The sequence below is a fragment of the Rhodococcus pseudokoreensis genome, assembly GCF_017068395.1.
GTDB lineage: Bacteria > Actinomycetota > Actinomycetes > Mycobacteriales > Mycobacteriaceae > Rhodococcus_F > Rhodococcus_F pseudokoreensis.
The window spans coordinates 6,434,499-6,456,974 of the sequence record NZ_CP070619.1; the positions used below are offsets into that span (position 1 = coordinate 6,434,499).

General features: G+C 68.7%; 23 protein-coding genes and 1 riboswitch. Of the genes, 9 read left to right on the plus strand and 14 right to left on the minus strand.

Annotated features, from left to right (window positions below):
• Position 1 precedes the first annotated feature (1 nt).
• Complete coding sequence (gene thiC / locus JWS13_RS34475; RefSeq protein WP_206009912.1) at positions 2-1,648, minus strand: phosphomethylpyrimidine synthase ThiC; 1,647 nt, start codon at positions 1,646-1,648, stop codon at positions 2-4.
• Positions 1,641-1,749, minus strand: a riboswitch (TPP riboswitch). It overlaps the preceding gene by 8 nt.
• Before the next feature lie 134 nt (positions 1,750-1,883).
• Here thiC and JWS13_RS34480 point away from each other — a divergent pair.
• Both JWS13_RS34480 and JWS13_RS34485 read left to right on the plus strand, forming a co-directional pair.
• Complete coding sequence (locus JWS13_RS34480) at positions 1,884-2,267, plus strand: GNAT family N-acetyltransferase (protein WP_087558906.1); 384 nt, start codon at positions 1,884-1,886, stop codon at positions 2,265-2,267.
• A 98-nt stretch (positions 2,268-2,365) separates the two neighbouring features.
• On the plus strand, positions 2,366-2,728 hold the full coding sequence (locus JWS13_RS34485; RefSeq protein WP_206009913.1) for a GNAT family N-acetyltransferase: 363 nt from the start codon (positions 2,366-2,368) through the stop codon (positions 2,726-2,728).
• 36 nt (positions 2,729-2,764) lie between these two features.
• Here the strand turns inward: JWS13_RS34485 and JWS13_RS34490 are convergent, their stop codons facing one another.
• From JWS13_RS34490 to JWS13_RS34500, 3 genes are read right to left on the minus strand one after another with little or no spacing between them, the layout of a single operon-like run.
• Positions 2,765-3,568, minus strand: a complete 804-nt coding sequence (locus tag JWS13_RS34490; protein ID WP_206009914.1) for an exodeoxyribonuclease III — start codon at positions 3,566-3,568, stop codon at positions 2,765-2,767.
• 34 nt (positions 3,569-3,602) lie between these two features.
• Positions 3,603-4,568 carry an N-acetylglutamate synthase, CG3035 family gene (locus JWS13_RS34495; protein ID WP_206009915.1) on the minus strand — a complete coding sequence of 322 codons (966 nt, stop codon included), beginning with the start codon at positions 4,566-4,568 and terminating at the stop codon, positions 3,603-3,605.
• Positions 4,558-5,148: a peptide deformylase gene (locus JWS13_RS34500; protein ID WP_087558902.1), complete on the minus strand. Its 591-nt coding sequence runs from the start codon at positions 5,146-5,148 to the stop codon at positions 4,558-4,560. The genes JWS13_RS34495 and JWS13_RS34500 overlap by 11 nt, the downstream gene beginning before the upstream one ends.
• A 178-nt stretch (positions 5,149-5,326) precedes the next feature.
• Here JWS13_RS34500 and JWS13_RS34505 point away from each other — a divergent pair, with 178 nt between their 5' ends.
• The 5 genes from JWS13_RS34505 to JWS13_RS34525 all read left to right on the plus strand — a co-directional run bounded on the left by JWS13_RS34505 (position 5,327) and on the right by JWS13_RS34525 (position 9,615).
• Positions 5,327-5,668: a DUF3263 domain-containing protein gene (locus JWS13_RS34505; protein WP_206009916.1), complete on the plus strand. Its 342-nt coding sequence runs from the start codon at positions 5,327-5,329 to the stop codon at positions 5,666-5,668.
• A gap of 24 nt (positions 5,669-5,692) precedes the next feature.
• Positions 5,693-6,238, plus strand: coding sequence for a LytR C-terminal domain-containing protein (locus tag JWS13_RS34510; protein ID WP_206009917.1), 546 nt, complete (start codon positions 5,693-5,695; stop codon positions 6,236-6,238).
• A gap of 73 nt (positions 6,239-6,311) precedes the next feature.
• Positions 6,312-7,013 carry a superoxide dismutase[Cu-Zn] gene (gene sodC, locus JWS13_RS34515; RefSeq protein ID WP_124396025.1) on the plus strand — a complete coding sequence of 234 codons (702 nt, stop codon included), beginning with the start codon at positions 6,312-6,314 and terminating at the stop codon, positions 7,011-7,013.
• Between the two features lie 75 nt (positions 7,014-7,088).
• Positions 7,089-8,213, plus strand: coding sequence for a glutamate--cysteine ligase (locus JWS13_RS34520; RefSeq protein ID WP_206009918.1), 1,125 nt, complete (start codon positions 7,089-7,091; stop codon positions 8,211-8,213).
• A 118-nt stretch (positions 8,214-8,331) separates the two neighbouring features.
• Positions 8,332-9,615 carry a phosphatase PAP2 family protein gene (locus JWS13_RS34525; protein WP_206011856.1) on the plus strand — a complete coding sequence of 428 codons (1,284 nt, stop codon included), beginning with the start codon at positions 8,332-8,334 and terminating at the stop codon, positions 9,613-9,615.
• Here JWS13_RS34525 and mnhG read toward each other — a convergent pair.
• From mnhG to JWS13_RS34555, 6 genes are read right to left on the minus strand one after another with little or no spacing between them, the layout of a single operon-like run.
• Positions 9,584-9,922 carry a monovalent cation/H(+) antiporter subunit G gene (gene mnhG, locus JWS13_RS34530; RefSeq protein ID WP_206009919.1) on the minus strand — a complete coding sequence of 113 codons (339 nt, stop codon included), beginning with the start codon at positions 9,920-9,922 and terminating at the stop codon, positions 9,584-9,586. The genes JWS13_RS34525 and mnhG overlap by 32 nt on opposite strands.
• Complete coding sequence (locus tag JWS13_RS34535; RefSeq protein WP_005251754.1) at positions 9,919-10,179, minus strand: monovalent cation/H+ antiporter complex subunit F; 261 nt, start codon at positions 10,177-10,179, stop codon at positions 9,919-9,921. The genes mnhG and JWS13_RS34535 overlap by 4 nt, the downstream gene beginning before the upstream one ends.
• Positions 10,176-10,748: a Na+/H+ antiporter subunit E gene (locus JWS13_RS34540; RefSeq protein WP_206009920.1), complete on the minus strand. Its 573-nt coding sequence runs from the start codon at positions 10,746-10,748 to the stop codon at positions 10,176-10,178. Before JWS13_RS34540 ends, JWS13_RS34535 begins: the two co-directional genes overlap by 4 nt.
• Complete coding sequence (locus JWS13_RS34545) at positions 10,745-12,367, minus strand: Na+/H+ antiporter subunit D (protein ID WP_206009921.1); 1,623 nt, start codon at positions 12,365-12,367, stop codon at positions 10,745-10,747. The genes JWS13_RS34540 and JWS13_RS34545 overlap by 4 nt, the downstream gene beginning before the upstream one ends.
• Complete coding sequence (locus JWS13_RS34550) at positions 12,364-12,933, minus strand: Na(+)/H(+) antiporter subunit C (RefSeq protein WP_124396030.1); 570 nt, start codon at positions 12,931-12,933, stop codon at positions 12,364-12,366. Before JWS13_RS34550 ends, JWS13_RS34545 begins: the two co-directional genes overlap by 4 nt.
• Positions 12,933-15,764: a Na+/H+ antiporter subunit A gene (locus JWS13_RS34555; protein ID WP_206009922.1), complete on the minus strand. Its 2,832-nt coding sequence runs from the start codon at positions 15,762-15,764 to the stop codon at positions 12,933-12,935. Before JWS13_RS34555 ends, JWS13_RS34550 begins: the two co-directional genes overlap by 1 nt.
• A 180-nt stretch (positions 15,765-15,944) precedes the next feature.
• Here JWS13_RS34555 and JWS13_RS34560 point away from each other — a divergent pair, with 180 nt between their 5' ends.
• Entirely contained in the window at positions 15,945-16,403 is a 459-nt protein-coding gene (locus JWS13_RS34560; RefSeq protein WP_206009923.1) for an NUDIX hydrolase, read from the plus strand.
• On the opposite strand, the gene JWS13_RS34565 is transcribed toward JWS13_RS34560, so the two are convergent.
• The gene (locus JWS13_RS34565) at positions 16,400-17,752 is read right to left on the minus strand and encodes a hypothetical protein (RefSeq protein WP_206009924.1); all 1,353 of its coding nucleotides are present in this window, start codon (positions 17,750-17,752) and stop codon (positions 16,400-16,402) included. The genes JWS13_RS34560 and JWS13_RS34565 overlap by 4 nt on opposite strands.
• 110 nt (positions 17,753-17,862) lie before the next feature.
• Here JWS13_RS34565 and JWS13_RS34570 point away from each other — a divergent pair, with 110 nt between their 5' ends.
• On the plus strand, positions 17,863-18,615 hold the full coding sequence (locus tag JWS13_RS34570) for an isocitrate lyase/PEP mutase family protein (protein WP_072948457.1): 753 nt from the start codon (positions 17,863-17,865) through the stop codon (positions 18,613-18,615).
• Positions 18,616-18,654: 39 nt separating this feature from the next.
• On the opposite strand, the gene JWS13_RS34575 is transcribed toward JWS13_RS34570, so the two are convergent.
• The 3 genes from JWS13_RS34575 to JWS13_RS34585 are packed head-to-tail and all read right to left on the minus strand — an operon-like array spanning position 18,655 to position 22,439.
• On the minus strand, positions 18,655-20,838 hold the full coding sequence (locus JWS13_RS34575) for an AAA family ATPase (RefSeq protein WP_206009925.1): 2,184 nt from the start codon (positions 20,836-20,838) through the stop codon (positions 18,655-18,657).
• A gap of 27 nt (positions 20,839-20,865) precedes the next feature.
• The gene (pssA, locus tag JWS13_RS34580; protein WP_206009926.1) at positions 20,866-21,729 is read right to left on the minus strand and encodes a CDP-diacylglycerol--serine O-phosphatidyltransferase; all 864 of its coding nucleotides are present in this window, start codon (positions 21,727-21,729) and stop codon (positions 20,866-20,868) included.
• Entirely contained in the window at positions 21,726-22,439 is a 714-nt protein-coding gene (locus JWS13_RS34585) for a phosphatidylserine decarboxylase (protein ID WP_206009927.1), read from the minus strand. The genes pssA and JWS13_RS34585 overlap by 4 nt, the downstream gene beginning before the upstream one ends.
• Positions 22,440-22,476: the final 37 nt, after the last annotated feature.

Sequence of the window (22,476 nt, forward strand, 5' to 3'; positions counted from 1 at the left end):
CTTACCGATTCTCTGAGGTGACGGATTCTACGGGCAGATACACGCGGCCACCTGCGTCGACGAACTCGCTCGACTTCTCGGCCATGCCCGCCTCGATGGCTTCGATCGAATCGAGCCCGTGCTGCTGCGCGTACTCCCGCACGTCGGCGGAGATCCGCATGGAACAGAACTTCGGGCCGCACATCGAGCAGAAATGGGCCGTCTTCGCCGGCTCGGCGGGCAGCGTCTCGTCGTGGAACTCCCGCGCCGTGTCCGGGTCGAGGGACAGCGCGAACTGGTCGTGCCAGCGGAACTCGAACCGGGCCTTCGACAGCGCGTCGTCCCGTTCCTGCGCCCGCGGATGCTGCTTCGCGAGGTCGGCGGCGTGCGCCGCGATCTTGTACGTGATGACCCCGGTCTTGACGTCGTCCCGATTCGGCAGCCCCAGGTGCTCCTTGGGGGTGACGTAACAGAGCATCGCGGTACCGGCCTGCGCGATCATCGCCGCCCCGATCGCGGACGTGATGTGGTCGTACGCCGGTGCGATGTCGGTGGCCAGCGGTCCGAGCGTGTAGAACGGCGCCTCCTCGCACAACTCCTCCTCGAGCCGCACGTTCTCGACGATCTTGTGCATCGGCACGTGCCCGGGACCTTCGATCATCACCTGCACGCCATGCGATTTCGCGATCTTCGTGAGCTCGCCGAGGGTGCGGAGCTCCGCGAACTGCGCCTCGTCGTTGGCGTCCGCGATGGACCCGGGGCGCAGACCGTCACCGAGAGAGAACGTGACGTCGTAGCGGTGGAGGATCTCGCAGAGTTCGTCGAAGTGGGTGTACAGGAACGATTCCCGGTGATGGGCCAGACACCACGCCGCCATGATCGAACCGCCGCGGGAGACGATGCCGGTGACCCGGCGTGCGGTCAGCGGGATGTAGCGGAGCAGCACCCCGGCATGGACCGTCATGTAGTCGACGCCCTGCTCGCACTGCTCGATCACGGTGTCGCGGTAGATCTCCCACGTGAGTGCCGTCGGATCGCCGCCGACCTTCTCCAGCGCCTGGTAGATCGGCACGGTTCCCACGGGCACCGGCGAATTGCGCAGGATCCATTCCCGGGTCTCGTGAATGTTCTTGCCGGTGGACAGGTCCATGATGGTGTCCGCGCCCCACCGCGTCGCCCACACCATCTTCTCGACTTCTTCCGCGATGGACGACGTCACCGCGCTGTTGCCGATGTTCGCGTTGATCTTGACCGCGAACGCCTTGCCGATGATCATCGGCTCGAGTTCGGGGTGGCAGCGGTTGGCCGGGATCACGGCGCGACCCGCCGCGACCTCGACGCGCACCGTCTCGGGTGAAACACCCTCTCGTGCTGCGCAGTACCGCATCTCGGGAGTGACGGTTCCGGCGCGGGCGGCGTCGAGCTGGGTGCCTGCCCGGTCGGCGATCCACGGCGCCCGCAGGTGCGGAAGCCCCGCGTCCAGGTCGATCGTGGCGTCCGCGTCGGTGTACGGGCCCGACGTGTCGTACACGTCGAGGTGCTCACCGTTGGTGAGGTGAACGCGCCGGACCGGCACCCGGATGTCGTCGCCCGACTGCAGGTACTGCTTGGTGCTGCCCTGGATCGGTCCCGTGGTGACGGACGTGGCTGTAGATATGGTTGTGCTCATCGATGATGCTCCCTACGCCGGCATTACCCGGACAGGTTCGACGGTCGACGGCCCCTAGCCGTCCTCTCAGCCCGCTGGTGCGAGCCCCCGTGGATGTGTAGTTGTCCCGGAGACTGTAACCGAGATCTCTGTGAGTGAAACATTCGGGGGAAACTTGGACAGCGGTTCCGTGCATCGGTATAAAGGGTGATGAACATCACATTTCGATTACGACACATACCCCCAGGAGATAGCCATGCTGACGGACGCGCAGGTTGTGGACGTGATCGACAACGCCGATCAGAACCGATTCGAACTCCGACTGAGTGGTGACCTGGTCGGCATCCTCGGGTATTTCGCCCTCGCGGACACCCCGCCGGGTGCGGGCGCGGGAGTGGGCGTGGTGGCCCGGCCGCCGGGACAGAGGGGCCGGGGGCGTCAGGCTCCGGTGGTCTCGTTCATGCACACGGTGATCGTGGAGGACTTCGGTCACCGCGGACTCGCCGCACTCATGGTGGGGCGCTCCCTCGACCTCGCTCGCGGGTACGGCTGGAAGGTCCGGCCCGTGTGCACCTATGTGCAGCGCTTCGTCGCCGGGCATCCCGAGTACCGCGACCTCGTGGTCCCGGTGGAGGCCTGACGGCCGGGACACGAATCGACCACTCGTCGGCAACGAAACGGTTCCGGGGCCGGTGATTCCACTCGCGAGGCCGCCCGGGAACTGTTTCCATGAGTGGCATGGATCACATTTCGAACGTTCCCGAGCCGTCGGGGAGCATCACTGCCGCTGATGCTCGCGTACTCGACAACCCTGCCCACGAACGATTCGATCTGTGGCTGGGGGACGAGCTGGTCGGCATCCTCGGCTATCGCGACGAGGACGACATCCCCGGGTTCACCGCCAGGCCCGGCGAGGTCGTCGCGTTCATGCACACGGTGATCGTGGAAGACCTCGGTGGCCGCGGTCTCGCCGCAGTCTTGGTTCGTGAGGCGCTGGGGTCGGCGCGCCGGCGCGGCTGGAAGGTGCGCCCCATCTGCACGTACGTCCGGCGCTACGTGGCGCTGAACCCGGAGCATCTCGACATTCTGGTCGCCGACTAGACCCCGGGGGCGCCGTTCGTCTCGGGTTGCTGCGCCTCAGTCGCCGAGGTCGACGATGACGGGCGCATGATCGCTGGCGCCCTTGCCCTTGCGTTCGTTGCGGTCGATCTCGGCCTTGTCGACACGGCCGGCGAGGGCGGGCGACCCGAGCACGAAGTCGATGCGCATGCCCTGCTTCTTCGGGAACCGCAGCTGGGTGTAGTCCCAGTAGGTGTAGACACCCGGACCGGGGGTGTGTGGCCGGACGACGTCGGCGAATCCCGATTCGACGAACGCCTGGAAGGCCTCCCGCTCGGGGGCGGACGTGTGGGTCTTGCCCTCGAACAGCGCCGGATCCCAGACGTCCTCGTCGGTGGGCGCAACGTTCCAGTCGCCGACCAGCGCGATCTGCGCGTCCGGATTCCGGTCCAGCCATCCGACCGCGTCCGTGTGCAGCTTCGCCAGCCACTCCAGTTTGTACGTGTAGTGCGGATCGGCGAGCTCACGGCCGTTGGGGACGTACAGGCTCCAGATGCGGACGCCGTTGCAGGTGGCGCCGATCGCGCGGGCTTCCTGCGCGGGGGCGACCTCCGGGTCCTTGTGGAAACCGGGCTGATCCTCGAAGCCGATCTGCACGTCGTCGAGGCCGACGCGGGACGCGATCGCGACGCCGTTCCACTGGCTGAGGCCCACGTGCGCGATTTCGTACCCCAGTTCGCGGAACCGCTCGTACGGGAACTGCTCGTCCTTGCACTTGGTTTCCTGCATCGCCAGCACGTCGACGTCGGACCGCTGGAGCCAGTCCAGGATCCGGTCGGTACGGGCACGAACAGAGTTCACGTTCCAGGTTGCGATGCGCACGGCAGCCACCCTAGCGGCACTGGCCGACAGATTTTCAGCCGCCGGGTTCGGTGGCGTAGCGGTACCGGTGGTGCGCGACGAAGCCGACGTTCCGGTACATCGCCTGCGCACCCTCGTTCTCGACGGCGACCTGCAGGCACGCGTGGGTCGCGCCGTGCTCGCGTCCCCAATTGATCATGTCGCCGCAGATCAGGCTGCCGATTCCGCGGCGGCGGTGGTCCTGCGCCACCTCGACCGCGGTGAGTCCGACCCATCGGCGGTCGTCGGGCGCGGTCGTGACGGATCCGCGGGCGACGGCGAGGAGCGCCGAGTCGGCGGCGCCGATCCGGCCGAAGCCGAGCATCCCGCCTTGGACCGCGTTCAGCACGTCGACCGCGAAGTCGGGCAGCGCGGACCCGCGGTAGCGGTACAGGGCGAGCCAATCCGGATCGGGGTGATCGGTGACGGTCGTGGTCCGCGGACCCTCCGGCAGCGCCAGGTTGTCGACGTCGGCGGCCATCACGACCACTTCGTCGCTGACGTTCCAGCCCAGCGGCACCTCGCCCAGGCGATCGGGGATCAGCAACCGCAGCGGGCGGTCCCGTTCGGCGTACCACTCGCGCAGGCGGTCGAGCGTGCCTCCGGGAGAGGGGTCGTCCAGACTCCCGACCGACCCGCGGTCGCCGAGCGGCGCCGCCGAGTTGGCGCGTCCGGTGAAGCCGTGGCCGTACCGGGCGAGCCAGCCGTCGATCCAGGCATGCTCGATCCCCGGCCAGCCGTCGGCGGAGGCCAGTTCGAGGGACCGGATCTCGCTCGCCCGCACGGGTCGCGCGGGGACCGCCTTCAGCGCGACCACCCGCTCCGGCTCCACTTCGATCGCGGAGCCGGCCGCGTCGCGGACGACCACGACCGGCTCGACGCTCTCCAGCACCCCGATGACGTCGGTCATCGGATGGCTGGAACCGGGCGGCAACTGGTAACGCAGCACCACCCGGCTTCCGAGCGGAATGTCAGTCGTCATGCCCGAACGGGTCTTCGACCGTTCCCGGCACCCAGCTGAGCCCGGGAACTCCCCAGCCGGCGCGCTTGATGGTCTTCTTGGCGGCGCGTGCGTTGCGGCCGACCAGCATGTCCACGTAGAGGAAACCGTCGAGGTGACCGACCTCGTGCTGCAGCATGCGCGCGAAGAAGTCGCGTCCCTCGATCTCGACGGCGTTGCCGTCGGCGTCGGTGCCGGTGACCTTCGCCCACTCGGCCCGGCCGGTGGGGAACTGTTCGCCGGGAACCGACAGGCAGCCCTCGACGTCGTCGTCCGGGTCCGGCATGGTCTCGGGTCGTTCCGACGTCTCGAGGACCGGGTTGACGACGCAGCCCCGGCGGCGGAACGGCTTTCCGGTCTCGTCGACGTCCGGGCAGTCGTAGACGAACAACCGCAGCGGCAGGCCGACCTGGTTGGCGGCGAGCCCGACGCCGTTGGCGGCGTCCATCGTGTCGTACATGTCAGCGATGATGTCTGCGAGTTCCGCAGGTGACTGGGACACCGTCTCGGTCGGTTCGTGCAATACCGGGTCGCCCACGATCCGGATGGGGAGGATGGCCATGGTCGTCAAGGATAGTGCGGCGCGCCCGAGCCGTTCGCACTGCCTGCGGCGTTCGTCGTGGTTGAATAGTCGCTGAAGTACAGCTGTGTAATTCGTTGCTCGGTCGGCCACGCGATCGAGGAGCCGGGGGAACGTGGTTTCGCTGAGGTCGGGCGAGAGCTAGTAGTCGAGGAGTGAGATGGACGGCGCAACAGCGCGTAGTCGGAACCAGTCCGAGCGCATCGACGGCGACACTTCCGTAGGGGTCGACGACGTCGGCAACGACGACGGTCTCTCGCGTCGGGAGCACGACATCCTGTCCTTCGAGCGCCAATGGTGGAAGTACGCCGGCGCGAAGGAAGAAGCGATCAAAGATCTGTTCGACATGTCCGCCACCAGGTACTACCAGGTGCTCAACGCGCTGGTGGACCGGCCGGAGGCACTCGCAGCCGACCCGATGCTCGTGAAGCGCCTGCGACGGCTGCGCGCGAGCAGGCAGAAGGCCCGCGCGGCCCGTCGCCTCGGGTTCGACGTCACGTAGCAACCGGTCGCTAAGGTCGACATCGTGAGTACTCCGAAACCCGAATCGTCCGGCCCGCCGTTACGTGCCCTCGCGATGGTGCTGATCGCCCTCGCGATTCTCTTCGCGGGTCTCGGGTTCGCCTCGCTCGGAGGTTCGGACTCGGAGGAGACCGCAGCCACCGTCACGACCTCGACGGCTGCCACGACCACCGCCGCCCGTCCGACCACGGCCGCCGGAGCGGGAGGTGCCTCCGCTTCCGCGGCGAGCACGACGTCCGGTGCGTCCAGCACCACGAAGGCAGCCGACGCGGCGTCGGTGCCGGTGCGGGTGCTCAACAACAGCAACGTCACGGGTCTCGCGAGCCAGACCGCCACCGAACTGATGTCCTCGGGGTGGACGGTGTCGGAGACCGGCAACTACAGCGACGGCACCATCTCCGAAACCACCGTGTACTACGGCACTTCCGCCGCGGAGAAGGAAGCGGCCACCGAGATCGCGGCGCAACTGGGGGTGTCGGCCGAGCCGAAGTTCCCGGGAATCGCGAATTCGTCTGCCGGTGTGGTCGTCATCGTCACTTCCGCGCAGTAGACCGGACGGTCGGTGCACCGGCGCCGCGGTTATGATCAGGTGCACTTCTTCGCCACCTCAAAGGAGCGGTTTGATGGCCTCGAGTTCTACCCGTCGGATGTCCTGGCGCATTGTCACCCCGGTGGTGGCCATTGCAGCACTCGGACTGACCGCCTGCAGTAACAACGAGGAGCCGACCGACGTTCCCGGCACCACTCCTCCCGTCTGGACCGGCGCCGCCGATCCCAGTGCCGCAGGCGTTCCCGGCGATGCCGAGAGCGGTTCGGGCGAACACGCGGAAAGCGGCGCGCTCACCGCGACGCTGAAGAACGCGGAGGGCGAGAACGTGGGTACCGCCACGTTCAAGCAGTCGGGAAGTCACGTCGAGGTCACCGTGTCCGTGAAGGACCAGACGCCCGGATTCCACGGGTTCCACGTGCACTCCGTCGGAAAGTGCGAGACGAACTCCGTGGCACCGACCGGCGGTGCACCCGGAAACTTCCTGTCCGCGGGCGGGCACTTCCAGGCCGCGGGCCACTCGGGGCACCCCGCGAGCGGTGACCTCACGTCGCTGCAGGTGCTGGAGGACGGCACCGCCGAGTTGGTCACCTCCACCGACGCCTTCACGGTCGAGGACCTGAAGAACGGCGACAGCGGCACCGCGGTCATGATCCACTCGGGTCCCGACAATTTCGCGAACATCCCCACCCGTTACGCGCCCGCTCCCGATCAGGAAACCCTGAACACCGGTGACGCAGGCTCTCGTGTGGCCTGCGGTGTTATCGGCGCCAGCTGAGTCGCGTGACACCCCGGCTGCGGCCGGGGTGTCGGCGCGCTGCCGCGAGCTGCGGCCTGTGGTTGGATCGAAACCGTGGTAGTTCCCTTTCCCGGTTCGCCGCGGCCGACACTGGGTGTCGAGTGGGAGATCGCGCTGGTCGACAGGGTCACGCGGGATCTCTCGAACACGGCCGCGGAGGTGTTCGACGCAGTCGCGAATCTCGCGGGTCCGGAGGATCCGCGGATCACCAAGGAGTTGCTGCGCAACACCGTCGAACTCGTCACCGGCATCCACTCCACCGTCGGTGAGGCGATGGACGACCTCGACGAGTCGCTCGACCTGCTGCGGCGGGCGGCGAACCCGCTCGGGGTCGATCTCATCTGCGCCGGCACGCACCCGTTCGCGCAGTGGTCGACCCAATTGGTTACGCGGACACCGGATTACGACGAGCTGATCGAGCGCACCCAGTGGTGGGGCCGTCAGATGCTGATCTGGGGTGTGCACGTCCACGTGGGGGTGTCTTCGCCGCAGAAGGTGTTCCCGATCCTCAATGCGTTGTTGCAGCGGTACCCGCATCTGCTCGCGCTGTCCGCGTCGTCACCGATGTGGGCGGGAGTGAACACGGGGTACGCGAGCAATCGCGCCCTGATGTTCCAGCAACTCCCCACCGCGGGGTTGCCGTACCAGTTCGCGAACTGGGCGCAGTACGAGGATTTCATCAGCGACCAGATGAAGACCGGGGTGATCACCAAGATCGGCGGGATGCACTGGGACATCCGGCCCGCGCCGCGGTGGGGCACCATCGAGGTCCGCGTCTTCGACGGGATCTCCACCCGCGCCGAACTCAGTTCTCTCGTCGCGCTCGTGCACTGCCTGATCGTCGATCTCGACCGGCGTTTCGAGGCCGGCGAGAACCTGCCGAACCTGCAGCCGTGGCACGTGAAGGAAAACAAGTGGCGGGCCGCGCGGTACGGGCTCGACGCCGAGATCATTCTCGACGAGGACAGCAACGAGCGGCTCGTCACCGACGACCTGAATGACCTGCTGGAGAAGCTGGCGCCGACCGCCGTCCGTCTCGGCTGTGCGGACGAATTGGCCGCCGTGGCCGAGATTCCCCGACGCGGCGCCTCCTACCAGCGGCAACGTCAGGTCGCGGAGGCCACCGGCGGTGACCTGGTGGCCGTCGTCGATGCGCTGGTGAAGGAGCTCGGGGCCTGAAAGTCGGTCTCGGGCAGGACACTCGTCCACTTGCCGTTCACGTGTTGTTTACACTTGGCGGGTGTCGATCGACGATGTTGCCGTTGTACGGCCGGGTGGGCCCGTCGATCGTTACCGCATGTTCGTTGCGGGCGGGGCGCTCGGGGTGGCGATCCTGCTGGTCGTGGTCCAGTTGGTCGCGTCCGTCCAGGGTTTCCAGGGTCCTCTGGAGAGCCTGTTCCGCGATTACGTCCTGACCCCCAAGTCGGCGTCCGTTCCGTGGGCCGGCCTCGCGCTCGCGATGGTCGGGCTCAGCAACCGGCAACGGGTCGTCGCACTGTCCGCGGCTGCGGGCATCGACGTGATGGTCGCCGCTGTGCGCTACCTGTCGGGTGGCCCGCTGACCGTCGGGAACGGCGCGACGTGGGTACTCACCGCGGTCGGTGTCTACGCCGCGGTCCGGTGGACCGGCGAACAGCGGCGCAGCGCCCTGAAAGGTGTCGGGCTGGGTGCGCTGCTGATTCTCGCGACCAAGTTCGGCGACGCCTGGCTGCAGGTCACGATCATGGCCGGGCCGATGGTTCTCGACGAGTTCGCCCAGCTCGCGGATCACGCGCTGGGAAGCCCGTCGTGGCACATGGGGCAGTTCGTCGACGCGCTCGGTCCCGTCGGGTACGGCATCCTGCACTGGGTCTACATCGAACTTCCCGTCGCGGCGATTGCCGTGGCCGTCTACCAGTTGCGGAACGGTTGGCCCTCGCACTACCTGGTGCGCACGTTCCTGCTGATCGGTCTGGTCGGTCCCGTGTTCTACGTGCTGTTCCCCGTGGTCGGTCCGATCTTCGCGTTCGGCACCGAAGGTCAGGGGTTCCAGGTCAGCGACTACTGGCCGAACCTCGTCCCGGCACCCGATTTCGTGCCCGAACCCCTGTCGTTCGATTCGACGACCCCGCGCAACTGCATGCCGAGCCTGCACACGGCGTGGGCCCTCGCGCTGTTCATCCATTCCAGGCAGGGCGCCTGGTGGCTGCGGCTCGGCGGCACGTTCTGGCTGGTGTGCACACTGACCGCGACCCTCGGGTTCGGCTACCACTACGGCGTCGACCTGGTCGCCGGAGCCGTCCTGTGCCTGACCATCGAATCCGCGCTCCGCGACCCCGAACGGGGGTGGGGCTGGTTCCGGGTTCGCCTCGTCGGCGGCGGCGCGCTGGTGCTGGCGGGACTGCTGCTCAGCTACCGCTACCTCGCAGTGCCGATGGGCCGATTCCCCGAGGTGTCCGGGCCGCTCGTTCTCGGTGCCCTCGCCGCGATGAGTCTCGGCTTCTACGCGACGTTCTTCGCCCGGCCCGACACCGCGCTCGCACGGTGGGGCAGCGGCGCGAAGGCGGCGGTCACGGATGTTCTGGTGGCTCCAACTCGTTGATCATCAGCAGCCCGTCCTGATCGCGCTGCTCCCGGTACGCCACCCGGCCGACGCTGTGCGCGATGACCGGCGCGGTGAACAGGGTGAAGATGCCGACGAGGATCAGCATCCAGATGTCGACGTTGCCGCGCAGTTCGAGGACGGCGCCCGCGAGAACCATGATGAGACCGACCACCTGCGGTTTGGTGGCGGCGTGCATGCGGCGCAGGGTGTCCGGGAACCGGACGATGGCGATGGCGGCCGTCAGCGCGAGCAGCGAACCGCACAGCATGAGGGTGGCCCCGATGACGTTCAGCACGGTGGTCACGACTTGTCACTCACCCGGAACCGGGCCACCGACACCGAGCCGATGAACCCCACCAGCGACAACGCGACGATGGCGGGCACGATCGTCGTGTCGCCGGTGTACGCGGCCCACACGGCGAGTCCGCACATCGCGAGCGCGATCAGGGTGTCGAGGGCGACGAGGCGATCCAGCGAGTTCGGACCGTCGAGCAGCCGGAACGTCGTCAGCACCCCGGCGACGACCAGGATGATTCCGGATATGACCGATACGACTGTCATGAGCTGCCCTCCTGAGCGGGGTCGTCGTACTGCTGGTCGCGGTTGTGCCAGGGGCTCGGTTTCCAGTCGGAGTCCCGTTCGAACGCCTCGATGAACAACCGCTCCAACTGCGCGACGGTGCGGTAGAACTGGCTGACCGCCTTCTGCGAGCCCATGTCCAGGACGTGGACGTAGACGATCCGCCGGACCTGGTCGATCTCGAGGACCATGGTCCCGGGGATGAGGTTCAGGACGTCGATGCACAGCGTCAGCACCAGGTCCGACTTGATCCCCAGCTGGTACCGCAGGACGCCCGTGACGGGTGGGGGGCCGGGCCGGAGTGCGAGCCACGCGATCTGGAGGCTCGACTGGATCGAGTAGTACACGAACATCACGGCCAGCCGCAGCAGCGGCAGGAAATGCACCCGGCCCTCCACCGGCACCCGCGGCAGCGGCATGAGCACCATGATGAGCGCGCCGACGGCGAGTCCGCCGAGAATATTTCCCCAGCTGACGTTGCCCCACAGCAGGATCCATACGGACATCAGCCACAGCAACGCGCCGAACTGGAGAAGTCTCTCGCGTTTCATCGCGGTGCCTCCTGCGCTTCGCCGCCGGGGTGACCGCCGAGGACGGCGTCGATGTAGATGGACCGGTTCTGCAGATCGCTCGCCGCGCGATCGCTGATCTGGATGATCTGGCCGGCGAACACCGTCATCGCCAGCCCGACGGCGACGAGGGCGACGGTGGGGATCAGCATCATCGCGGGGATCCGGCCCACGTCGGCGCGGTCGTCGAATGCGATGTCGGCCTCGGACTCGTCGAGCAGCGCCGACGGGCTGACGTCCGCGAGGTCGCCCTCGGGGGCATCGGCGCGGGCCCGCCAGAACGCCTTGGTCCACACGCGTGCGACGACGTACAGGGTGAGGAGGCTGGTGACGGTGCCGCCGGCGACGAGAATCCACGCCAGCACGCTCGCGTCCGCCGAGCCGGCCTGCAACAACGCAACCTTGCCGATGAACCCGGAGAACGGGGGAATACCACCGAGGTTGAGGGCCGGGATGAGGAACACGATGGCCAGGACGGGGCTGGCCGCGGCGAGCCCGCCGAGCCGCCGCAGCGACGACGACCCGGCCTGGCGTTCGATCAGACCGACAACCAGGAACAGGGTGGTCTGCACGAGGATGTGGTGGGCCACGTAGTAGATGGCACCCGAGAGCCCCGACTGCGTGGACAGCGCGACACCGAACACCATGTATCCGATGTGGCTGACCAGGGTGAAGGACAGCAGACGTTTGATGTCGCTCTGCGCGATCGCACCGAAGATGCCGACGAGCATCGTCAGGAGGCCGCACACCATCAGCACGTTGTCGAGTTCGCCCTCCGGGAAGAGCAGCGTGTGCGCGCGGATGATCGCGTACACACCCACCTTGGTGAGCAGGCCGGCGAACACGGCGGTGACGGGGGCCGGCGCGGTGGGGTAGGAGTCGGGCAGCCACGTCGACAGGGGGAACACCGCGGCCTTGATGCCGAACGCCACGAGCAGCACGCCGAAGATGGCGGTGCGGGTGCCGGACGGGATGCCGTCGAGGCGGGTGGCCATGTCGGCGAGGTTGAGGGTGCCGGTGGCCGCGTAGGCGAATGCGATGCCCGCCAGGAAGATCAGCGAGGACACCATCGACACCATCACGTACGAGACACCCGCGCGGACGCGATCGGCGCTCGCGCCCAGCGTCAGCAGCACGAAACTGGCGGCGAGGAGCACCTCGAAACCGACGTACAGATTGAACAGGTCGCCGGCGAGGAACGCGTTGGAGATGCCCGCCGTCAGCGCCAGATACGTCGGCAGGAAGATCGAGACGGGCTGATCCTCGCTGCCGTCGCGGATACCCTGACCCACGGCATACGCCATGACGGCGAGCAGCACGATGGACGAGACCACCAGCATCATCGCGGACAGTCGGTCGACCACCAGCGTGATGCCGATCGGCGAATCCCAGCCACCCACCTGAACGGCCGTCGTCCCGTCGCGGTCGGCGAGGAACAGCAGCAGACCGGACACGACGAGAACGCCGATCAACGCGACGAGCGTGATGATCCGCTGGGCCCGCGGACGCCGGCCGAGCACCAGCGTGGCCGCGGCGGCGAGCATCGGGACGAGGACGGGCAGCGGCGCGAGCGCCGTGATGACGTGCGGGGAAATGGTCACGACTTCTCCCCGATCCCGGCCTTGTCGATGTCCTCGTCGTCGTCGAAGTCACCGTCGTGCAGGTCTTCGTAGCATTCGAGGTCTTCGAGGTTTTTCAGTTCGTCCAGGGGAATGGGGTTTCCGTCCTTGTCGAAGGCGTCGCCGCTGAAACTCGGCTCGCCGGTGACCGGGTCGTCGGAGCGGTCGCGGTCCGGGGCCTCGGCGGGCGACCGGCGCCGCAGGACCTTGGTGTCCTCGGGGTCGTTCTCGACGGCGTCCTGCGTGGTGATCTTGAACGACCGGTACGCGAGTGCGAGCACGAAGCCGGCGATGCCCATCGTGATGACGATCGCCGTCAGGATCATCGCCTGAGCCAGCGGGTCGGCCATCGACTCGTGAATGGACTCGCGGCCCACGATGGGCGGATTGCCGTCCGGCCCACCGGACGTGAGGATGAGTAGGTTGATGCCGTTGCCGAACAGCAGCAACCCCAGCAGCATGCGGGTGATGCTGCGTTCGATGAGCAGGTAGACGCCGGCGGACACGAGGACGCCGATGATGACGAGAAATCCGAGGTTCGCGCTCATTACTGGTTCACCTCGACCTGTGCGTCGAGACGTGCCCCGAGACTGCGGAGTACGTCGAGTACGAGTCCGACCACGATGAGGTACACACCCAGGTCGAAGAACAGGGCGGTGACCATCTTGACGTGACCGATCACCGGTAGCGTCACTTCGAACACCGCGGAGGAGAGCGCGGGGGCGCCGAGGAACAGCGACGCCAGCGCGGTGCCCGCGGCGAGCGTGAGCCCGAGCCCCAGGATCTTGCCCGCGTCGATCGGGACGGTCTCGCCGAGTTCGTACCGCCCGCCCGCGAGGTACCGCAGGACCAGTGCCAGACCGGCGGTGAGGCCGCCGGCGAAACCGCCGCCGGGTGCGTTGTGGCCGGAGAAGAAGAAGTACACCGACAGCACCATGATGGTCGGGAAGATCAACCGGGTCGTCACCTCGAGGACGAGCGAGCGGTGTTTCGGATCGATGAGGTCGCCGCCGAGCAGCCACGTGGTCTCGGAATGCGAGGCCGAAGACTCGGCCGCCACCGCGGGGGCGTCGGCCACCCGGGGGGCGCTGCCGAAGCGGCGGTTGCGGAACACCAGGCTCGCGACACCGGTGGCCGCGACGAGCAGCACCGAGATCTCGCCGAGCGTGTCCCAGGCGCGGATGTCGACGAGCAGGACGTTGACGACGTTCTTGCCGTTGCCGAGGTAGTAAGCCGCGTCGGGGAGCTGCTCGTAGATCGGCATCGAGTTCCGCGCGTTGATGGCGTACGCGCCGATCGTGGTGATGGTGGCACCGACCGCGACCGCCAGAAGCGCCCGCGGAATCTTGAATCCGATCGCCCGGCGCTCGTCCACCTCGGCGGGCAGTTTCCGGAACACGAGGACGAAGATGACGAGGGTCAGCGTCTCCACCAGGAACTGGGTGAGCGCAAGGTCGGGGGCGCCGTGCAGAGCGAACAGAACACCGCAGCCGTAGCCGCTGAGACCGACGAGGATCACGCTGGCCAGACGGTTGCGCATCACGGTCGCGGCGAGTGCGGCCGCCACCATCATCAGTCCGATCACGAACTGCACCGGCGAATCCCACAGGCGCACGTCGGCGCCCGTGTCGGTGCCGACGACGAGCAGCACCAGCGGCACCAGCACCAGGGTCCCGAGGATGGTCGCCTGGGTCAGCGGCAGCGAACCGCGCTGGGTGGCGCCGGTCAGCCGCATCGACAGGGCGTCCATGCCACGCAGCGTCGCGTCGTAGATGCGGTCGGCGTTGCCGAGCGGGGGATGCTCGAACCGCAACCGGTTGACCCAGCGCTGCGCCACGAAGAGCGCGGTGCCGACGGCGAATACGAGCAGCGTGAGCAGCAGCGCGGTGTTGACGCCGTGCCACAGCGCGAGGTGGTAGTCGGTGGCGGCCTCCGCGGGCAGGGTGCGCGAGTACGGCGTCAGCAGCTTCTCGAGCTGCGGCGCCGCCAGTCCCGCCACCAGGCTCAGCACCGCGAGAACGGCAGGCGCGGCGAGGAACAACGGTCCGGGCGCGTGCATGCCCTGCACGGCCGGGCTCGGCCGCGCGAGCCGCTTGCGGCCGAACGCGCCCCACATGAAGCGCACGCTGTAGGCGAGCGTCAGGATCGAACCCAGCACGACGACGCCGACGGTGGCAATCCGCGCCGGGTCGGCGAGGACGGTCGTGCTCAGCAGGGAGTCGAACGCGGCCTCCTTGCCGACGAACCCGAGGAACGGCGGCAGCCCGGCCATGCTGGCCGCGGCCAGCGCGGCGAACACCATCAGCGCCGGCGCACGATTGCCGAGGTGCGCGAGTTTGCGGATGTCGCGGGTCCCCGTCGTGTGGTCGATGATGCCGACCACCATGAACAGCGCGGCCTTGAACATCGCGTGGGCGACGACCATCGTCATGCCCGCGAGCGCGGCGTCGCGGGTGCCGAGACCGACCAGCACCATCATGAAACCGAGCTGGCTGACGGTGCCGAACGCGAGCACCAGTTTGAGGTCGAAGGCGCGCATCGCCCGCCACCCGGCGAGGACCATCGTCAGCAGGCCGAGCGTGATGATCGTGAACCGCCAGGGCGCCGCGTCGGCGAAACCCGGCGCCAACCGGGCCACCAGGTAGATGCCGGCCTTCACCATCGCCGCGGCGTGCAGATAGCCGCTGACCGGGGTCGGGGCGGCCATCGCGCCGGGCAACCAGAAGTGCAGCGGGACGATCGCCGATTTCGACAGCGCACCGATGAGGACCAGCACGATGCCGACCCCGGCGAGCCAGCCGCGAGGTGCGACCTCGATCAGTTCGGACAGGTTGTACGTGCCACTCACCTGGCCGAGGATGATGATGCCGACGAGCATCGCCAGACCACCCGCGGTCGTGACGAGCAGGGCCTGCGTCGCGGCCCGGCGGCTGGAGGCGCGTTCGGCGTAATGCCCGACCAGCAGGAACGACAGGACCGTCGTCAGTTCCCAGAAGATGTACAGCAGCAGCATGTTGTCGCTGGCGACGAGCCCGAACATGGCCCCGGCGAACGCCACCATCTCGGCGGCGAAGATGCCGAGACGGGGTTCGTCGTCGGTGAAGTAGCGGGCGCAGTAGACCAGGATCAGCGTGCCGATGCCGAGCACCAGCACCGACATGATCGCGGCGAGCGGATCGAACCAGAAGTCGAGGTCCATCGACAGGCCCGGGGCCCACTCGACGGACACGGTCTGCACCGTGCCCCAGTTCGCGATCACCCATCCGAGTGACACCAGCGGGACGAGGGAGAGGGGATAGAAACCGTTGCGGCCGAACTTGCGCACCACAAGCGGAGCCAGAACGGCGGCAACGGCATGGGCGAGCAGAACAGCAAGCAAAAGGCACTCCGTCGGGGGTCAGCGGGCGGCGGGGTGTCGGAACGAAACGAACCGAGTCGTGTAGACCGTTCGCTCAGCTAGCGAACTGGGCTACGGGTACATCCTACTGGGTCGGTTATTCGGACCCACAATCGCGGCAAATCGGACTAATGGGGCGCACTGTGTTATAGGCGCGTGGTTATGGGTGCGTGGTTATGGGTGCGTGCCCGCCTGATCTATCTTGGGTCGGTGCCAGCCGAGATCCGAACCGCCGCGCTCGCCCACATCCGTGACCGCAAACTCCTGCAGACGCGTTCGACGGGGAAGACCGCGTTCTACATGGCCGGCGGCAAGATCGACCCGGGCGAGAACGCCGAACAGGCTCTGCACCGCGAGATCCGGGAAGAACTCGACGCCGGAATCGTCGACGGGACCCTCGAACGCCTAGGGGTCTTCGAGGCGCCCGCGTACGGACATCCCGAGGGCACGGACCTGCACATGACCTGTTTCCTCGCCGAACTGAGCACCGAGCCGCGGCCGACAAGTGAGATCGCCGAACTGCGGTACTTCACCGTCGACGAATACGCGGCGATGCCGGACGTCGCGCCCGGATCGATGCTCGTGTTCCGCCGGCTGCAGTCGCTGGGCCTCCTCGACTAGGTGAGTGGCGCGGTGCCCTCCGGTGCACTGTGGCGCTCACGGAGCGAGTAGACACAGAACGCGACGACGAGCAGCATCGCGACACCGGCGAGATGGTCGGACGCGGCGGTCGAGGCCGGCGACGACGGCAGACGGTGTTCGCTGGGCGCACCCGAGTAGACCACCCGGCTGCGGGGGACGGTGGTCGCCGCGACAAACACCAGCGACGCGAACGGCAGCGCCAGACCGAGCACCGCGACGGGCGCCGAACCCGGCAGCGCGGAGGCGAGCGCGAAACCCGTCCCGCCGCCCAGGACCGCCAGCCGGAGCAGGAGCGCGACGCCGTCGTTGCCGAAGTCGGGGGAGATGGTGGCGGCCAGCGGAACGACGGCGGCGAGACACAGACCCCACCCGGGCCGTCGCCACTTCGGCGGAACCCTGACCGCCACCGCCATTCCCGCGGCGAGGGTGACGACGCCGACCGCCAGCAACGCCGGCGCGGGCGTCGTCACCCGCGGGGTCCGGAGGTCGTCGAGGACGAGCACGGCCGCGGCGGTGGCCCCAGTCGCCGCGAGGAGGAAGTGTCCGTCGATCCCGGGGAACCCCCGCCCGATCAGCGCGGTGACTCCCAGGATCACGGCGAGCGAGAACGCCACGATCAGCCAGACCGTCAGAGGTTCGCCGAATTCCTGATCGTCGATCCACGCCCCGAGCAGCCGGTTGAGCAGCGCGAGTCCCAGGGCCCCGACCAGCGCGGTCAGCAGGGTCTTCCGTTCGGGGCGTTGCACCCGGAACTGCGACCGCGCCAGCACCGCCGACGCGAGCGTGAGGACGAGAACGCCGATCAGCAGCCACTGCGGAGGTTCGCCGATCGCCGACGTGCTCATGCTCGCGGGTTCGACATACGCGGCGTCGCCGCGCGGCAGTTTCTGCACACTCGCGAGGAGGAACGCGCCCGCGACCCCGAGCGTCAGCGCCAGCTGCGACGCCCAGCGACCCCACACCGCGGCGACCGCCGCGCCCAGCAGGAATCCGGCGGTCGCGGTCTTGGCGAAGTGCAGGGCGATCAGCGTGTCGACGCCGCCGGCGCCGGGCACTGCCCAGCGCGCGCCGATCAGGATGACCGCGCACACCGCGGCCAGGAGCCACGACACCCGTCGGGAGCCCGACCGTTGCAGACCGCCGACCGCGATGACGGCGAGAACCAGGGCCACCACCACACCGGTCGGCTGGCTGCTGATCCACCGGTCGATCTCGCGATCCGAGGCGTTGATCGTCCACGCCCGGTTGCGCGGATTGGTGAGGACGAACCCGGCCAGTGCGCCGGACGCGAGAGCAGCCGCGGCCGACAGGGGTTCCCGGAAGTCCATCTGCTCACGGTACTCGAGCGGGTAGGAATGGAAATGGCGAACCCGGTGTTGGCACCGAAGGCGTGCCCGAGAACGACTCCGATCGAATACCCCGAGGCGAGGAGCCCCCTATGACGTCGATCAACGAGAAGGCCACCACCCTGCTGGAGCTGCACCGGCCCGGCAACCCCGTCATCCTGCCCACCGTGTGGGATGCGTGGTCCGCGAATCTGGCTGTGTCCGCCGGGTTTCAGGCGTTGACGGTCGGAAGCCACCCGGTGTCCGACTCGATCGGCAAGCCCGACAACGAGGGAATCACGTTCGACGAGCTGCTGCACCGCATCTCGCAGATCACCGCCGCGGTGGAGCTGCCGCTGTCGGTCGACATCGAATCCGGATACGGGCTCGAGCCCGCCCGCCTCATCGAGGGTCTGATCGGTGCGGGCGCGGTGGGTCTGAACATCGAGGACACGGTCCACAGCGAGGGCGGACGCCTCCGCGAGCCGCAGGAGCACGCCGACTTCGTCGGAGGGTTGCGGCAGGCCGCCGACGCCGCGGGCGTCCACGTGGTCGTGAACGCGCGGACCGACCTGTTCGTGAAGCAGGTGGGCGACGAGTCCGACCGTGTCGACCGGGCGATCGCGCGACTGAAGCTCGCCGCCGAGGCCGGAGCCGACGTGCTCTACCCCGTCGGCCGTCACGACGACGCCACCCAGAAGCGGCTCACGTCGGAGCTTCCGCTGCCCGTCAACGCGATCGGGCTGCCCGATCAGGACGATCCGGCGAGCTTCGGTCCGCTCGGTGTCGCGCGGGTGAGTTTCGGCCCGTTCTTCCAGGCCGCCCTCGCCGCACACGCGGCGACTCTGCTCGGCCGCTGGTCCTGACCCGTGAGTACTTGTTAACCGCCGGCGGTTAACAAGTACTCACGGGCGCGACAGCGCATAGGCCTTCAGGTGCGCCACTTGCTCGGGATCGAGTGAGGGGCGCACCTTTTCGCGTGCCTCGGCCACGTCGGCCGCGGTGACGTCGGCGGCGTCGATGTTCCGGCGCATCGCGGCCAGCGCGGCTTCGCGCAGCAGCGCCGAGCAGTCGGCGGCCGAGTAACCGTCGAGATCGTCGGCGAGGGCGTTCAGGTCGACGTCGTCGGCGAGGGGGACCGCCTTCCCGGACGTCCGGAGGATCGCGCGGCGGGCGTCGCCGTCCGGCGGCGGCACGAACACCAGCCGCTCCAGGCGGCCGGGTCGCAGCAACGCCGGGTCGATGAGGTCGGGCCGGTTGGTGGCGCCGACGACCACCACGTCGCGCAGCGGTTCGACGCCGTCGAGTTCGGTGAGCAGGGCGGCGACCACCCGGTCGGCCACCCCGGAGTCGGAACTCTGGCCGCGGCGCGGCGCGAGGGCGTCCACCTCGTCGAGGAAGATCAGCGACGGCGCCGAATCCCGTGCCCGCTGGAACAGTTCGCGGACCGCCTTCTCGGACGCGCCCACCCACTTGTCCATCAGCTCGGCGCCCTTGACGGCGTGCACACTCAGATGTCCCGAACTGGCCAGCGCCCGAACGAGATACGTCTTGCCGCAGCCGGGCGGACCGTAGAGCAGCACTCCGTGCGGCGGATCGACACCCAGCCGGGCGAACGAATCCGGGTGCTGCAACGGCCACAGCACCGCTTCCGTCAGCGCCTGCTTGGTCTCCACCATGTCCCCGACGTCGTCGAGGGTGACGCTGCCGATCGCGAGTTCCTCGCTACCCGACCGCGACAGCGGGCGGATGACGTCGAGCGCACCGAGGAGGTCGTCCTGCGTGAGCGCCGGCTCGACGGGTTTCCTGGCCGCGCGGGACGCGGCGCGCAGGGCGGCTTCCCGGCACAGCGCGGCGAGGTCGGCGACGACGAACCCCGGTGTGCGGGCCGCGATCGCGTCGAGGGCGATGCCGTCGCTGGGCACCTTCCGCAGGAGCAGTTCCAGCAGGGCCCGGCGGGTGGAGCCGTCGGGCAGGGTGAGGGCGAGTTCGCGGTCGCACAGGTCCTGCCCGCGCAACCGGGTGTCGACCGACTCCGGGTGCGCCGACGTCGCGACGAACGCGACCCCGACGGTCTCGACCGCGCCGCGGAGTTGCTCGATGATCAGCGCCGACACCGGTTCCGGAGTGGACGGCAGCAGGGCGTCGATGTCGGTGATCAACAGGACCCCGCCGCTGCGGACCGCCTCGACCGCTGCGGTGACCCGCTGCAACCGGGAGCCCGCCTCGAGCGCGCCGGCACTCGGCCCGTCGAGTTCGACCACCCGCCGGGACGCGAGAACCGAACGGGCGAGCGTCGCCTTCCCGACACCGGCGGGCCCGGTCACCAGGACACCCAGATGGGGCGAGGCCCCGAGGGTGCGGAGCAGTTCGGGTTCGTCGAGTGCCAACCCGAGCCACTCGGTGAGTTTGGCCGCCTGGGTGTGCGCGCCGACCAGGTCGTCGACCGGGACCGGGGGCACCTCCTCGGCGGTCCGGACCGGCGGCGCCGGCAGCCGCGACGGCGACGCGGTCACCGTCGCGCGCACACCCTCACCCCACCCGACCGCGGTGTTGGGCTGCACGCTTACCGGACCACCGGCCGGGTCGACCCCGGTCACGGTGAGCAGTTCGGACGTCCAGGCGACCCCGAACGTCCGGGACAGGGCCTGGGTCGCGGGGGCGGTGCTGGTTCCGGGGCCGAGATCACGGGGGAGCAGCGACACCGTGTCGCCGACGGTGAGGACCTTCCCGAGCAGGGCGTGACGCAGGGTGACATCGGAGACGGAATTGACGGCCAGATTGGAGCCGCTGACCGTCACGGTCTTCCCGCCGTACACCGTCACCGGTGTCACGACGACCGTGCTGTTCTCGGACAGCCCGGCGTTGGACAGCGTCACGTCGTCGAGGAGCGCGGTCCCGGTGGGGGTTCCGGTCGGCGCGCGACCGGCAACGGCGGCGGTGCGGCGCGCACCGATCAGGGCGATCGCGTCCCACTCGCGCAGACCGAGCGCGGCCAGGGCTTCCGGATGGAGCCGGACCACACCGCGCCGGGCGTCGGCGGCCGAGGTGTTCAGTCGGACTGTGAGCGCGAGTTCCGGTGAGGTCACGCCGTCGAGCCTACGTGCGGGAGCGACCTACCGGGCCCGGGGACGGCGCAGTCCGAGCCGTGCCGCGGACCGCCTGCCGCGAGCGTCGGGCTGACGCCGGATGGCCCGCCGTTCGGCCGGCTTGATGTCCCACGTCTCGGGTCGCGCGGCCACCCACCGCTTCGAGTGGACAGCGAACGGTATGTGCCCGAGGTATACCGCGACGAGGACGATCAGCAGGATGTACGGGTAGGTGACCAGGGCCGCCGCCGCGAGCGCCACGAGGACGAGCAGACCGGCCGCCATGTGCGGGGGCACGGACACCGTCTTCAGCGCGAGCGTGGGGATCCGGCTGACGATCAGCGCCGCGGAGAACACGGTCCACGCCACGACGACGGGATAGGACGACCACCAGCCGTCGCCCCACTGCGCGGCGGCGGCCAGCGGGGCCAGCGCGACCAGCGCGCCCGCCGGCGCCGGGACACCCGTGAAGTACTCGTTGGCGTACCCCGGCATGTCGTCCTCGTCGAGGAGCGTGTTGAACCGGGCCAGCCGCAGCACGATGCTCACCGCATAGATCAGGGCGATGATCCAGCCGAAACTCTGGCCGTCCAGCAGCGTGACATAGAGGACGAGAGCCGGGGCGACGCCGAACGAGATGGAATCGGCGAGCGAATCCAGTTCGGCGCCCATCTTGCTGGTGGCGTCGAGCAGTCGCGCGATCCGCCCGTCGAGCGAGTCGAGGACCGCGGCGGCGCCGATCATGGCCAGCGCCGTTCCCAGATCCTCGTCCAGCGCGAACTTGACCGCGGACAGCCCCGCGCACAGCGCGAGGATCGTGACGACACTCGGCAGGAGCCGCACCGCCTGCTGGGGTCGTCCCCTCCGCTGTTTCTTCGCGTTGGCGATCACGGCAGTTGAGCGATGACGGTCTCGGCGCCGATCGTCCGCTGTCCCCGCTCGGCGAGCAGCGTGGTGCCCGCCGGGAAGTACGTGTCGACGCGGGAGCCGAACCGGATCAGGCCGTACGTGTCACCGATCGGGAGGGTGTCGCCGACCTTGGCGTCGCAGACGATCCGGCGGGCGAGCAGTCCGGCGATCTGGACGACGGCGACGTCGTGGCCCTCCGCGGTGTGCAGGAGCATGCTGTTGCGTTCGTTGACCTCACTGGCGTCGGAAAGATCGGCGGAGAGGAACTTGCCGGGCCGGTGGACGACCTTCCGCACCTCACCGCCGACGGGGCTGCGCTGGACGTGCACGTCCAGCACGGACAGGAAGATGCTGACCCGGGGGAGCGGCTCGGTTCCCATGTCGAGTTCGGACGGCGGGACCGCGGAGTCGACGAGCGCGACCTCCCCGTCGGCGGGTGCGACTGCGACGCCGACACGGTTCGGCGGAACGCGGTGCGGATGCCGGAAGAATGCGGCGCAGGCCGCGGCGGACGTCAGTGCTCCGCGGCGGACCCACTTGCGGTTGCGGCCGAGGACGGCCACGCCGAGTGGTGCGAGGACGAAGGGCAGCCCGGCCGGATGCAGGGGCGGAACTGCTCCGCGGACGAGGTCGACGATGTGACCGACGCTCGTGGCTTGCGGGGTTCCGGGGGGTGTGGGCTTGCGTGCCACGGGCTCCTCTAACTGTGTTCGGACGGACGTGCTGCCT